Below are 14197 nucleotides of genomic sequence, written 5' to 3' on the forward strand. Positions count from 1 at the left end.
TTTACTTCACGCTCAAATTAATGACATTACTGTCCTTGCCCGGTGCAATTTCCATAGACTTACCGCGCAACCAACCTTCTACACCGGCAGCATTGCCTATTCTTAACTGCAAGGCTTCTTTCATGTCAAACACTTCTTCAGTGCCAGCTTTTGCCAAATGAGAAGTTACAACGCTACCGTTTTCACGTTTGACCTGTATCCAGGAATCCTGCTTGAATTTCAATTTCAGCTGATTATTTCCTGGTTCCGCAACAGCTGGCGCGGCAAGCGCAGCGGGTGTTGACACTGGAGCAGGGACTACCGCAGCAGCAGGAGTAGGACCCGGAGCAGGAACCGGAATTGTACTTTGCTGCGTCACTGCTGGCGCTGACACAGGAGTTTGCACATCCTGATTCACTTTAGGTGGCGCAACATCCTGGGTTTCTGATTTTGCGTCATTGAGCGTACCAAGCACCGTAGGGATAGTCGATGCCGCAGGCTTGTCAGCTTCTGGCTTGACAGATGCAGCCTCTGGATTTTCAACCGGTTTTTCAACCTCTGCTTCAGTCGTTTTTTTTGTGGACTGCCCTGAGATCAGGCTCTTGATGTAATCGTTTTGCTCCAGCTTTTGCACCGCGACAAAGATCAGCGCACATGCGGCCAGCACTATCGCACCTATCACGTACTTGCGATTATTATTGCTGTCCTGACGTCCAAGGAAAGGCGTACGCGACTCCATGAAAGGTGTTGCAAGGGTAGGACGCAAATCTGCATCCAGTCCAGACAAGCCCTTTTCTGCAGGCAGGCAGTCGATCACTGGCGCCGGATCAAGCTTGAGAAGCTTTGCATAAGAACGCACAAAACCGCGCACGATCACCATCTTGGGCAAGTCATCAAATTGATTACTCTCCAGCGCAAGTATCTGACGCTGGGACAATTTGAGTTGATCCGCCACCTCTTGCACACTCAAACCAAGTTGAACGCGCGCAGCAGACAATTGAGAACCGGCAGTCTGCACAACAGACAAAACCGCTTTAGTCTCAGATATCTCAGAAGCCAAAGGTTCTACAGGTAGATTCGCGCCCGCATCACTCATCAAACACTCCACGTTGATACAGAGAAAATTCATTTGAATTTGGATGACGGCGACGCAATTGCGTCGCCAGACTATTTACCGCAGCCTCGTCACCCAGTTTTCTTTCGATTTTGATAGCAAGCCAGAATACATTCGCTGCCAACACGTCCAACTTAAGTACACGACCAATATAGAACTTCGCCTGCTTGTATTCGCCGCGCTTGTAAAGCACATCAGCCAGATTCGCATTGATTTGCGGATTACCCGCATCTTCACGCAGACCCTGCATGAAATAACGCTCTGCAGCAAGCGTATCCTTGATACGCAAACTGCACAATCCAGCATTATTCAACGCCTTGGCCGGCGCATTATAGGTGGGATCCTTTACCGCATTCTCAAGATACACCAAACCCTGTTTTTCGCGACCATTCATGCACAAGAACCAGCCATAATTATTACCAATATCACTATTGCCTGGCGCGAGCTTCAGTGCATGCTGAAAATTATCTTCCGCCAACTGCTTCTCACCCATATCCATGAATATAAGTGCACGCAGGCTAAAAGCATCAACCAGATCAGGGGCAATCAGTAAAGCCTGGCGAATCTCTTCGAGAGCAACTTTCTGCTGCCCCTGCTGATAATAACCAACCGCCAACTCCATGCGTATGGAAGCACGTTTTCGCGCATCCTGCTTTTCAGCAGACATGTTCTGATCTGGCCTGTCACCCTCAAGACTCTTGGACGCACATGCCGACAAGGACAGTGCCAGCACTACCAGCGCCCCGCTCAAAAAACATTGACGCACTTGAGAAATTTTCACTGAGTGATCTCCACGATCTTGCCAAAATTTTCGCCAAACTTCTTTTGATATTCCGCCATTTTTTGCATGCGCTCCTGCACGCGGGTTCTGTCCTGCACTTCACCAGCCAATTGACCGCAAGCCGCATCGATATCATCGCCACGAGTTTTACGTGTGGTTGTCACCAGGCCTGCATCCAGCAAAATCTGCGCAAATGCTTTAATGCGCGGATTGGCCGAGCGCTTCAAACCAGATTCCGGGAAAGGATTAAAAGGAATCAGATTAAACTTGCACGGTACGTCACGTACCAGTTCTATCAATTCCCGCGCATGCGCATCAGTGTCATTGACGCCATCCAGCATGCAATATTCAAACGTGACAAAGTCGCGCGGCGCAAATTCAAGGTAACGCTTGCAAGCCGCCATCAACTCTTTCAATGGGTGCTTTTTATTCAGTGGTATCAGGCTGTCACGCAAAGTATCATTCGACGCATGAAGCGACACCGCCAACGCCACCGGGCATTCTTGCGACAGCTTGTCTATCATGGGAACCACACCACTGGTAGATAGCGTCACACGGCGACGCGACAAACCATAGGCATTATCGTCGAGCATGAGACGCAAGGCAGTCACAGTTGGTTCAAAATTCAGCAAAGGCTCGCCCATACCCATCATGACCACATTGGTGATCTGACGTTCACCCTTGGGGCCGGGAGCAATACCTTTGGTCTTGCGCAATTCAAATTCTGCCATCCAGAGCTGGCCTATGATTTCGCCTACGCTCAGGTTGCGGTTAAACCCCTGTTTGCCAGTGGAACAAAAACGGCAATTCACTGCGCAGCCTGCCTGGGTAGAAATACACAGGGTGCCACGGTTTTCTTCAGGGATAAATACAGTCTCTACCGCATTACCCTGGCCGACATCGACCAGCCATTTTCTGGTGCCATCTGTGGAAGTATGGTCACTGATTACGGCGGGAGCGGCAATCATCGCCCGCGTAGCGAGCTTCTCGCGCAGGGATTTCGCGAGGTCTGTCATTTCATCAAACGAACTGGCACCAAACTGGTGTATCCAGCGTTGCAATTGCTTGGCACGAAACGGCTTCTCACCCAAGTCACCGCAATATGCGACGAGCTGCGCTGGATCCAGATCCAATAAATTTGTGAGTACCGTCATGATCTTCTCTTTCACGCCTCATACAGCACCAGACCGTATGAGGCGTATATCTTAATTCTTTATTCTGTTACATGCAGACAAAGTCTGAATTAACGGGAATAAACGTTCAACGCTGGGAAGTAGTAAGCGATTTCCACAGCAGCTGTTTCTGGAGCATCAGAACCATGAACAGCATTAGCATCGATAGAGTCAGCGAAATCAGCGCGGATTGTGCCAGCGTCTGCTTTCTTAGGATCTGTCGCACCCATCAGGTCACGGTTTTTCAAAATTGCGCCTTCGCCTTCCAGAACCTGGATCATTACTGGGCCGGAGATCATGAAATCAACCAGATCCTTGAAGAAAGGACGTGCGCTGTGAACAGCGTAGAAACCTTCAGCTTCAGCACGGGACAATTGCGCCATACGGGCAGCAACTACCTTCAAGCCAGCGCCTTCAAAGCGGCTGTAAATTTGACCGATGACGTTTTTTGCAACAGCATCAGGCTTAATAATAGACAATGTACGTTCGATAGCCATCTAAAAACTCCAATAAAAAGAAAGGGTTAAGAAAAATTTCAAGAATTCATCTAACCTTAGATTTTACCATGAAACCACCATCCCAGATATGTCTTTCAAGAAATACAATTGGTCGCAGACTGGATCAATTGGATTTTTATTATCTAAAACAGGGATTTCATTGCATCAAAGCAAACCTACTATCCATTGCCAGCAATGACTGCCAGTTGCATTGGTGGATTTGCGGCCGCAAAAATCTAGATCAGATCAAAAACTGCCATGGATTCCACGTGGGAAGTGTGCGGAAACATATTGACTACGCCCGCACTGCTAAGGCGATAACCGGCCTGATTGACCAGCATGCCAGCATCCCTGGCCAGCGTTGATGGACTGCATGAGACATATACCAGGCGCTTGGGTTTTAATTCCGGAGCAATTTCACCCAGATCAATCAAAGCCTGGCAGACGGCCATGGCACCATCACGTGGCGGATCAATCAAAAAGCGGTCAAATTTACCCAACTTGACGAAGTCCTGCGCCGTCACTTCGAAGAGGTTACGGGTGCTGAAGGATGTTTTATCAGCCAGGCCATTGTGTCTGGCATTTTCCAAAGCGCGCTCAGTCAGGGTATCACTACCCTCTATACCAACCACCTCCCTCGCAAGAGTAGCGATAGGCAAAGTAAAATTACCCAGCCCACAAAACAGATCGGCTATGCGCTCATCTTTTTGCACATCCAGCATGCGCAAAGCACGTGCCACCAGAACACGGTTGATATGATGATTCACCTGGGTAAAGTCGGTAGGCTTGAAAGGCATTTTGACACCAAACTCTGGCAACAAATAATGCAAATCACTGGTCGCCGGATAATAAGGTTCTGCAGTATCGGGACCCTTGGTTTGCAACCACCATTGCACCTGATACTGATCCGCAAATGCTTTCAGTTTGAATTCATCATCCTTGGTCAAAGGCGCCATGATGCGCAACACCATGGCCGTAACACCCTCACCTATCGCCAACTCGATTTGCGGCAAAGCCTCAACAATGGAGAGTGAAGCTACCAAGCCACGCAAAGGCATGAGCATGGCCGAGACATGTGCGGGCAATATCTCACAGGTCTCCATATTGGCGACATAGCGTGATTTTTTTTCATGAAAACCAACCAATACCGTACCCTTTTTTATCACATGACGCACTGACAGACGGGCGCGGTAGCGATAACCCCAAGTAGGGCCGATGATAGGACGCAACATGATGTCGGATTTAACCTTGCTGATATGCCACAGATTATCTTCCAGCACGCGCTGCTTCATGGCCACCTGGGCATTGGCATCCAGATGCTGCATGGAGCAACCGCCGCAAGTACCAAAAAATTCACATTTGGGCTCCACCCTTTGTGAAGACTCACGCACCACACTCATCATGGTGGCAGCTTCCCAGCTGGCTTTTTTCTTGTAAGTGCTAAATTCGACCAACTCACCCGGCAATGCACCATCGACAAAAACCACTTTGCCAGCGCTGCCATCTTCGTTTTGCAAATTACCGACGCCACGCGCGTCCATATCTAAAGAGCGAATTTCTATTGTATTCATGGAAATTGATGGCGTAAAACACATCACGCCGATGGGAAGTGAGATTTAAAAGATGGAATTATAAGAGATGCGCGGACGCGCACCTCAAGAAATATGTAAATTGCTCAGCGAATCCGGATTAAAGTACCGAATCACGCCCCACACCACGGGACGCAAATGAGCGCTTAAGCTTGATCAAGGCTTCTTGCTGTATCTGGCGAACGCGCTCACGGGTGATCCCCATTTCATCTGCCAGGGTTTCCAGCGTTGCCGGATCATCATTATCAAGTCCAAAACGTCGCACGATGACAATACGTTGTTTATCAGGCAATTTAGACAACCAGTCCCTGACCAGGATCGTCATTTCATGCTGCTCGGCGCGAATGTCTGGCGCATCATCACTATCACCTGGCAACATATCCATCAGGCTGGACTGGGGATCATTATCCAGTGGCGTATCCAGCGAAGTTGCGTGCTCAGACAGGGTCAGAATATCCTGCACTTCATCGACCGGCCTATCGACCAGCAAGGCAATATCCTCCAGCGCAGCATCCCTGCCATCGCGCCTTTGCGATTCGAGGTGGTACTTGGCCCGCAATATCTGATTCAGTTCACGCACCATGTGTACAGGCAGGCGTATGGTCCTGGCCTGATTCATGATGGCGCGCTCTATGCTCTGGCGTATCCACCAGGTTGCATAAGTTGAAAAGCGAAAACCACGCTCAGGCTCAAACTTGTCTATGGCATGCATGAGACCCAGATTACCCTCTTCTATCATGTCGAGCAAAGCAACGCCGCGGTTGATATAGTGTTTGGCAATCGACACAACCAGACGCAGGTTATGTTCTATCATTTTTTGCCTGGCTTCAAAATTACCTTGCTTGGCCAGGGTTGCATAATGCAGTTCTTCAGCAGAAGCGAATAAGGGCCGGGTACCTATCTGATTCAAATAGTATTGCGTGGTATCTGTAGAAAGCTCGGCAGCAAGAACATTTTTCAATTCATCAATAGGCGCAACAATGAGCGTGGCAGGGTCTTCACTTTGCTCTTCCTGTCCCTCTTGCGTCAGATCCGCTGCATCATCCATATCCGCATTGTCTGAGGCAGAATGCGCATCAACATCAGCGCCGTCCGGCTCATCGCCAGCGGCAGAATTTTCCAACTTGTAGGTGCTTAAATTGTTATGCATGATCTGAGCTGGTTTGCGAATCCGGTGAGTGAGTCTTGCTTGAACAAATTATTGTTGAAAATGACAATATTAATTTACCAATACAGTTTTTCTGGAATTACCCTACATAAAAAATGTCAATTTGCGCAAAACATCAATACTTGCTGCATCCCCACAACAAAACGACTTAGCGGGCTGGCAGATATCTGGCTGGATCTACTGGCTTGCCCTGCACCCTGATCTCGAAATGCAGCTTCACCGTATCACTGTCAGAATTTCCCATTTCAGCGATTTTTTGCCCTTTGGTGATGCTCTGCCCCTCTTTGACGAGTATGGACTTGTTATGCGCATAGGCTGACAACAAAGTACTGGTGTGTTTAATAATCACCAGATTACCATAACCACGGATGCCGCTACCCGCATACAAAACTTTACCTGCGCCTGCCGACAATACATCCTGCCCCAGTTTGCCAGCAATATCAAAACCCTTGTTCTTAACATCGTCAAATGTCGCCAGGACTTTACCGTCAGCAGGCCACATCCAGTCAACATTTTCAGTCTCAGTTGTTGACTCTGAGACTTTGGCTGGTGCAGGAGTTTCGGACTTGATCACTGGCACTGTCGGTGTTACGGAAGCTACTACTGTGGAATCTGTTTTTTGCAACTCGGCGAGATTGGCGTCTGAATATGGGCGTTTGTCACCGCGCGGGCTGTTTTTGTTGTTAGCCGCATTCACTGGCAAAGGTTTGACTTCAATGCCCGCGTTCGGTGCCACGCTTGTGGCCTGAACTCCCTGAACAGCATCTGGCGGTGCAACCCGCAGAACCTGACCTACCTTGATGTCATTCGGGTTTTTCAGGTCGTTCCAGGCAACCAGGTCACTATAGCTTTGCCCATGATCCAGGGCGATTCTATACAGGCCATCACCACGCTTGACGACATAGGTACCGCGCGTATTATCAGGCACTTTAACTGCTGGCTTGATAACTTCAACCACAGGAGGAGGATCAACTGGCCTGGGATCAAAACCACGCTCCACGACCGGCGCTTTATTCTGAACATTGGTGGTACAAGCAGTCACAAGCGCCAGGACTGTGATGGACAAACCAGTTTGTAGTATTTGCTGTATTTTCTTCATTTCTGTTTTAATCTATCAAATTCATTGTTGCCATGGGCAAAGCTAAATTACGCCGGGATGCAGAGGCACAAAATGGCAGGATTCAAGCACAGAACTCTTCCATTCATAAGTGGATACACGTTCTATCAATTGCAACACCTGATTACGCCCCCCTACAGGAGCAACCAGCCTGCCACCTACCCGCAACTGCTTTAGCAGGGCCTGAGGCACTTCCAATCCCGCTGCTGCCAATATGATACCGTCAAAAGGGGCCTCACCCGGCAAACCCTGCATGCCATCACCATATAAAAGCCGGATATTCGCGATGCGCATGGGGCGCAGATTGCTTTTGGCCAGTTCATGCAAGGCCTTGATGCGCTCGATGGAATACACTTCCTTGACCATCACCGACAGGACTGCTGCCTGATAGCCGCAGCCCGTACCAATCTCAAGCACGCGCTCCAATTTGCCACCATTACGCATGATCTCCAGCATACGGGCCACGATATACGGTTGCGAAATGGTCTGGTGATGACCTATCGGCAAAGACGCATCGACATAGGCCTGGCTGGCCATGCCAGACTCCAGAAACAGATGCCTGGGCACAGCTTGCAAAGCCGCCAGCACGGTTGCATCCTTAACACCTTGTTGAGCCACACGTGCGACCATGGCTCTCCTGACGCCTTCAGACACCAGGGGACCTGACAATAAGGATGGTGACAAACCCGCCGAAGTGCCCGCAGCTCCCTGCGGCACATGCATTTGCTGGGATTTTGCAGCTTTTGCTGCAGCCACCCCGCTTAAATGATGTGCGGCATTGCGCATGGCAGTTTGCGGCATAGCGGTATGTCGTACCGCCCCACTACCTGCTTTGTCTTTTTGGTTCACCACAGAAGACAACGGTAAAGGAAAGCGCTTATCCTTGGTCGTCATGCAAAGTCCATATCCAGATCAGCCAGTTGACGGGTATTCGTCAAATCTATTTGCAAAGGGGTCACCGACACAAAATGCCTGGCAGTCGTATCAAAATCTGTTCCTGCACTGGCATCCCGCGCTGCGCCAGGCGGGCCTATCCAGTAAATATCCCTGCCATGCGGGTCTGTCATGTGAATGACAGGTTCAGAGGTATGGCGCTTGCCCAGGCGCGCCTTGCGCACTCCCTTGATTTCATCAAACGGCAAATTCGGAATATTTACATTCAGCAGGAATGGGCTAGCCATGCCATTAAAGCCACGCTTCACCATCTCCAGCGCAATGCGTGCCGCTGAATCCAGATGCGTCCAGGCTTTTTCAGTTTGCGAAAAGGCAATTGCCGGGATGCCAAACAAAAACCCTTCAGTCGCTGCGGCTACGGTACCAGAATACAAAGTATCGTCCCCCATATTCTGCCCCTGATTGATGCCAGAAACGATCAGGTCAGGTTTTTCTTTCATGATGGCGGTCAGGGCAATGTGTACACAGTCAGAAGGAGTACCATTCACAAAGTAAAAACCATTGCTGGCACGTTGCACACTCAAGGGCCGGTCCAGGGTCAAGGCATTCGATGCCCCGGAACGGTTACTGTCGGGAGCCACCACGGTAATCTCGGCAATTGATGCCATGGCCTCAGCGAGCGCCACGATGCCAGGAGCGAGATAACCATCATCATTACTGATCAGAATTTTCATGTTTTGTATTCTACCTGATGCTGAAATATAAATTTCTACAGAGAACAGATTTTTACGGCATAATCACAAAATCAAACGGTCGTACTATTTTATGGAGACATCAAAATGAAAGCTGTTGTTTGCAAGGAGTGGGGATTGCCAGACACTTTGGTGATAGAAGACTTGGCAGATCTGGTGCCTGCACCCGGCCAGGTTGCTATCAACGTCAAGGCAGCAGGCGTCAACTTCCCCGACGTATTGATCATACAAAACAAGTACCAGTTCAAACCTGAACTGCCATTTACGCCAGGCAGCGAATTGTCCGGGATAGTTTATGCCGTTGGTGAAGGTGTAAGCCATGTCAAGGTTGGCGACAAGGTCATTGCCTTTATTGGCAATGGTGCATTTGCACAACAGGTAGTTGCCCCTGCGAATGCCGTCATGCCCATGCCACCAGGCATGGACTTTGACGTTGCAGCAGCGATCACCCTGACCTATGGTACTTCCCATCACGCAGTGGTAGATCGTGCCCAGTTAAAAGCTGGTGAAACCATGTTGGTACTGGGCGCTGCCGGTGGCGTCGGCCTTGCTGCCATAGAAATCGGCAAGGCTCTGGGTGCCCGTGTCATTGCAGCAGCATCGACCGATGAAAAACTCGACATCTGCAAGCAGCATGGTGCAGATGTCACGATCAACTACAGCAATCAGGATTTGCGCGAAGCCATCAAGGCAGCTACCGATGGCAAAGGGCCGGATGTTATTTATGACCCGGTCGGTGGCATTTACGCAGAACCAGCTTTCCGCTCGATAGGCTGGCGCGGCCGCTACCTGGTGGTGGGTTTTGCCAATGGTGAAATACCCAAGCTGCCATTGAATCTGACTCTGCTCAAAGGCGCTTCTCTGGTTGGTGTTTTCTGGGGTGAGTTTGCCAAGCGTGAGCCTAAAGCCAATCTGGCTGCTATGCGTGAGTTGATGAGCTGGCTGCATGAAGGAAAAATCAAGCCACATATCTCTGGCCGCTATGCACTCAAAGACACACCAGCAGCCTTGAACGATCTGGCAGCCCGCAAAGTGACTGGCAAGATAGTCATACAACCTGAAAAATAAAGCTTAAGACCTCGCCTCAGTGCGAGGTCTTCTTCCTAAGAGATCACTATTGTCAACGGTTATTGGCAGCCTCACCGAGCCAATAACGATTGATGTCCTTGATGCCCCATTTGGCGGCATCTTCACGTGAAGCGATCTTGTCATTCATGCCTGGGCGCGACAAATCGATCAGTTCAGGTGCGATATAGGCCATGGATTTGGCAGAGAAGAATACTCTGACTTTAGGCAATAAAAGCGACTTGCCAATTTGTTGCTCAACGACGACAGCCAGCCTGCCAGACTCCAACTTGACCAAAGTACCTACAGGATAAATGCCTATGCTTTTGACAAAAGCCTGGAAGATTTTTTCATCAAAATGCCCACTGCTCCATTCGGCCATTTTGCGCAGCGATTCGGCTGGACACCAACCTTGCTTATAAGGCCGGTCTGAAGTAATCGCATCATACACATCGCATACTGCCCCCATGCGCGCATACAAACTGATCTCATCACCCTTCAGGCGTCTTGGGTAACCAGTACCATCTATTTTCTCGTGATGATGCAGACACACATCCAAGGCAATCGCACTGACGCCCTTGGCTTCTTTCAGCATTTTGTAACCAGCCACCGGATGTTCCTTGACGGAGACAAATTCAGCATCCGTCAATTTTCCTGGCTTGTTCAAAATATCAGCATCGACCATCATCTTGCCTATATCGTGCAACAAGCCAGCCAGGCCAGCCTCTCTGGTTGCCTCTTCAGACAAGCCCAGTTGCTTGGCCAATGCCACCATCAGTGCACACACGGCAATCGAGTGCATGTAGGTGTAATCATCTTTGGTCTTGAGCCTGGCCAGACCTATCAAGGCACCAGGATTGCGCATGACGGAATCAGCAATTTCTTCCACCATGGTCTGAGCATTACCAACATCCACCGCCTTGCCCATGCGCGCTTCACTGAACATGCTGAACACGGCCTGCTTGGATTTGCTGACAATGGCAGAAGCACGCCCCAGCTCATCATCCATTGAGACTGAGCTGATCTGGCGTGGCTGTGGAGCAGGTTCTGGCAGAGGTTCTGGTATGGGTTCAGGCTGCGGCTCTGGCTCAGGTTCGGTAACCGTTTTTTCTACCGCATCTTGGAGGACATCAAGGCCCTTGCTGACATCTATCCAGGCATGACGGATTTTGGTTGCCTGGATTTTTTTTAGTTCTTCAGCTTCCCCAAGCAAGAAAGACTTTTGCCAGAACGGTGTATCTATCCAGGAGCTACACAGCTCCTGCACATACATGCCAATCCTCAGTTGAGCAACTTCAATTTTCTTCAACATAGGCAGGGGAAAGTTATGATTTGGGTAAGCAAACAATGCTTCAATGCGTGTCACCCAATTATTCTACAAAGCTCGTCCACAAGCCAGTAGTAAAAACCGCATATTACAAAATTTTTCCTTCAGGCAAGTCAGCCAGTAAATTCATGGGGCGGAAAAAATCCTGCATGGTTTTGTTATTAATGAAACTCAAATTATATGGGTGCTCAGCACTGATCTGCTCGTACAGTGCGGTCTCGGGTATGACACGAAGCTGCTCTGCAATCTTACCCCACAAGACTAACACTGCCTTTTGCTTTTTGTGCGAACTTTGATATTGATGTAGCGCAGATAAAACTGTTTGCAAAAATGGCTGCCACGCTTTTGCATCTTTTACCGGAGCTGTGTCTTCACGAAATACCAGGCTGGCATTCAATAGTAAAAATCCTTGTGCGATGAGCTTGTGTTGTAAATCGTCCAGTGTCTGTATAAAACCGCCCTCATGCAAACGCGCCTGCGTGGCAACAGTAGCCATGGCGACACCAGCAGTTGCCTCTTGTTGCAAATGACCAGAAGCAACCAGCAACATCTTCATAAAATTTCTCAGGGACGTGGCGCGATTGACTTTCTTGGATAAGCCACCGCCCTCTTCATCAGACCACAAGCTTTTTACTGCCCCGTCCATGAAACAGTAACCTGTTGCACTGTCTGCCCGCGGGTAAGGCCCTTCACCCATCAGGATGTAACGTACATCATCCATGGGCATGGAGAAAGCAGCAAATAATCTGGCCTGGTTAGGCAGATAGTCAGACTTTGTCAAACCCGGGAAATAATTCGGATTGGCTTCATGCAATCGCTGCAATCCGGTCCCTATGACAGGCCGCCAGGATGAGTGTGCCTGTTCTATCGCCAGACGCACATCTTCTGGGCACACATCTTGCCAAGAATTCATTGCTGCCCGCCCGGCATCGCAGATGGCAGAGAAGCCGTAGGCAAGCCCGGCGTCACCATCGGTGGTAGTGGGCTACTGATAGGGCCGCCCGGTGCATCATTGTGTTTTGCTGAAGGAAATGCGACAGGCGCAACTTGAGGTGGCACTGAATTCGATTGATTTAAAGGTGGAATTTGCGCAGGCCCACGGTTCATGTCTGGCGTTTGCGGCAATTCTACACGACGCATGATGCCTGATTCAGACACCATCACATATTGTTCATGCACTTCTTTCAAAATGACACCGGGGGCAACTTCTTTGTCCATGGCCACGGCTAATGCAGGCTTGCCATTGGCGCTGATGATGGCAAGGCTCTTTTCAGTCCGCTTTGCCAGCACTATGCCTTTTAATTGATAATTAGTGGCAGCAGCCTGCGCTACCTGACTATTACCAAAAATACCGCCCCATTGCCCGGTACCAGGCTCATAACTATTTTGCTGAAATCCAGCGGCGACAGCTCTGGCCTGTGGTTTGAACAGGCGCAGAGCCCAAAAACTCAGAGACGCACAAAGTGCGACAAATACAATAAACGTCACAAGGACAGGTAAGCGTTTCATTTTTATCCTTTTAGCGTACCAATTGATTTATTTCTATGATAGGCATCAGTACCGCCAGCACGATGAGCAAGACGACGACACCCATGGTAAGGATCAATACCGGCTCAAGAAAGCCAGCCATGGTCATTGCCCGGCGCTCCAGATCCTGCTCCTGGGTATTTGAGGCGCGTTCCAGCATGGCGGGCAATTCACCAGTCACCTCACCAGCTCTGATCATGTGTATCAGCATCGGTGGAAAATGCTTGTGTGCCGACAAGGCGCGCGCCAGACTGACGCCCTCTCTGACACTGGCCGTTGCCTCCTCCACCTGCGCGCGCATGGCCACATTGGACAAGGTTTCGCGGCTGGTTTGCAGAGCCCGCAAGATAGGCACGCCTGAGCCAGTTGTAATCGCCAGGGTACTGGCGAACCTTGCCGTATTCAGGCTGCGTTCAAACTTGCCATACAAAGGCGCGTGCAATAACCAGCGATGCCAGCGCATCTTGAAATCAGGATTGCGCAAAGCCAGCCGCCACAGGGAGAAAGCAGCCACCAACAGTATTGCAACGATCCAGCCATAAGCCCGCACAAAATCTGAAATTGCCAGCATCACCAGTGTCAGGAAAGGTAGCTTCTGTTTGGTATTGGCAAAAACAGACACAATTTGCGGCACCACATAAGTCAGCAAAAAAATCACGATGGCAAAAGCCACCACCGTCACGATTGCCGGATAAGTAAATGCCAGCCTGACTTTTTGCACCAGCGAATTACGCCTCTCTATGTAATCGGCCAGTCGTGACAACACCCGCGACAAATGGCCGATATGCTCGCCCGAAGCTACAAGTGCGCAATAGATATCGGTAAAATCATTAGGATGCTGCTTCAGCGCGTCAGAAAGAGAATTACCTGCCATGACTTCCGAGCGTATTGAGCCAACCAGGTCACGGACATAAGTGCGTTCTGATTGCTCAAGCAGAGCAGACAGGGATTGCTCAAGCGGCAAGCCAGCCTCCAGCAGACTGGACAATTGCCTGGTAAACAAGGCATTTTCTACGGTAGAAAGATGATCGGCAAAGAAGCTGGTCTTGCGCTTGCCACCTGCATCCATTTGATTGGCAATGGACTCTACAGTAACCGGCACCAGTCCCTGAGCTCGCAAGTCACTGCGGGCAGCACGGGCACTATCAGCATTCAGTACCCCTTTGCTGGTATGGCCTGCGGTATCAACAGCCTCATATCGAAATGCTGGCATGT

General features: G+C 49.9%; 14 protein-coding genes. 1 reads left to right on the forward strand and 13 read right to left on the reverse strand.

The window, feature by feature from the left end:
• Window position 1: 1 nt before the first annotated feature.
• The 9 genes from ACO0LI_RS22680 to surE all read right to left on the reverse strand — a co-directional run bounded on the left by ACO0LI_RS22680 (window position 2) and on the right by surE (window position 9045).
• On the reverse strand, window positions 2–1075 hold the full coding sequence (locus ACO0LI_RS22680; protein ID WP_422951320.1) for a helix-turn-helix domain-containing protein: 1074 nt from the start codon (window positions 1073–1075) through the stop codon (window positions 2–4).
• Window positions 1068–1874, reverse strand: a complete 807-nt coding sequence (gene pilW, locus ACO0LI_RS22685; RefSeq protein ID WP_422951319.1) for a type IV pilus biogenesis/stability protein PilW — start codon at window positions 1872–1874, stop codon at window positions 1068–1070. Before pilW ends, ACO0LI_RS22680 begins: the two co-directional genes overlap by 8 nt.
• Complete coding sequence (gene rlmN, locus ACO0LI_RS22690) at window positions 1871–3031, reverse strand: 23S rRNA (adenine(2503)-C(2))-methyltransferase RlmN (protein ID WP_422638619.1); 1161 nt, start codon at window positions 3029–3031, stop codon at window positions 1871–1873. Before rlmN ends, pilW begins: the two co-directional genes overlap by 4 nt.
• Window positions 3032–3117: 86 nt before the next feature.
• The gene (gene ndk, locus ACO0LI_RS22695) at window positions 3118–3543 is read right to left on the reverse strand and encodes a nucleoside-diphosphate kinase (protein ID WP_110253161.1); all 426 of its coding nucleotides are present in this window, start codon (window positions 3541–3543) and stop codon (window positions 3118–3120) included.
• Between the two features lie 236 nt (window positions 3544–3779).
• Window positions 3780–5114 (reverse strand): 23S rRNA (uracil(1939)-C(5))-methyltransferase RlmD, encoded by a 1335-nt coding sequence (gene rlmD / locus ACO0LI_RS22700; protein WP_423035429.1) that lies wholly within the window; start codon window positions 5112–5114, stop codon window positions 3780–3782.
• A 118-nt stretch (window positions 5115–5232) separates the two neighbouring features.
• A complete protein-coding gene (gene rpoS, locus ACO0LI_RS22705; RefSeq protein ID WP_422951317.1) occupies window positions 5233–6282 on the reverse strand; it encodes an RNA polymerase sigma factor RpoS in 1050 nt (349 codons plus the stop codon).
• A 166-nt stretch (window positions 6283–6448) separates the two neighbouring features.
• Entirely contained in the window at window positions 6449–7399 is a 951-nt protein-coding gene (locus ACO0LI_RS22710) for a peptidoglycan DD-metalloendopeptidase family protein (RefSeq protein ID WP_423035431.1), read from the reverse strand.
• A gap of 42 nt (window positions 7400–7441) precedes the next feature.
• The gene (locus tag ACO0LI_RS22715) at window positions 7442–8311 is read right to left on the reverse strand and encodes a protein-L-isoaspartate(D-aspartate) O-methyltransferase (protein WP_422972638.1); all 870 of its coding nucleotides are present in this window, start codon (window positions 8309–8311) and stop codon (window positions 7442–7444) included.
• On the reverse strand, window positions 8308–9045 hold the full coding sequence (surE, locus tag ACO0LI_RS22720) for a 5'/3'-nucleotidase SurE (protein WP_423035433.1): 738 nt from the start codon (window positions 9043–9045) through the stop codon (window positions 8308–8310). The genes ACO0LI_RS22715 and surE overlap by 4 nt, the downstream gene beginning before the upstream one ends.
• Window positions 9046–9150: 105 nt before the next feature.
• Here surE and ACO0LI_RS22725 point away from each other — a divergent pair, with 105 nt between their 5' ends.
• A complete protein-coding gene (locus tag ACO0LI_RS22725) occupies window positions 9151–10131 on the forward strand; it encodes an NADPH:quinone oxidoreductase family protein (protein ID WP_423035435.1) in 981 nt (326 codons plus the stop codon).
• A 52-nt stretch (window positions 10132–10183) separates the two neighbouring features.
• Here ACO0LI_RS22725 and ACO0LI_RS22730 read toward each other — a convergent pair whose 3' ends face one another.
• The 4 genes from ACO0LI_RS22730 to gspF all read right to left on the reverse strand — a co-directional run bounded on the left by ACO0LI_RS22730 (window position 10184) and on the right by gspF (window position 14195).
• Window positions 10184–11440, reverse strand: a complete 1257-nt coding sequence (locus tag ACO0LI_RS22730) for an HD-GYP domain-containing protein (protein ID WP_423035437.1) — start codon at window positions 11438–11440, stop codon at window positions 10184–10186.
• A 103-nt stretch (window positions 11441–11543) separates the two neighbouring features.
• Complete coding sequence (locus ACO0LI_RS22735; protein WP_423035439.1) at window positions 11544–12368, reverse strand: uracil-DNA glycosylase; 825 nt, start codon at window positions 12366–12368, stop codon at window positions 11544–11546.
• Window positions 12365–12964: a type II secretion system protein N gene (locus ACO0LI_RS22740; protein ID WP_423035441.1), complete on the reverse strand. Its 600-nt coding sequence runs from the start codon at window positions 12962–12964 to the stop codon at window positions 12365–12367. The genes ACO0LI_RS22735 and ACO0LI_RS22740 overlap by 4 nt, the downstream gene beginning before the upstream one ends.
• A gap of 10 nt (window positions 12965–12974) precedes the next feature.
• Window positions 12975–14195 (reverse strand): type II secretion system inner membrane protein GspF, encoded by a 1221-nt coding sequence (gene gspF / locus ACO0LI_RS22745; protein ID WP_423035443.1) that lies wholly within the window; start codon window positions 14193–14195, stop codon window positions 12975–12977.
• Window positions 14196–14197 lie beyond the last annotated feature (2 nt).

The sequence above is a fragment of the Undibacterium sp. Tian12W genome (genome assembly GCF_049339405.1).
In the GTDB taxonomy this organism is placed as follows: Bacteria; Pseudomonadota; Gammaproteobacteria; order Burkholderiales; family Burkholderiaceae_D; genus Undibacterium.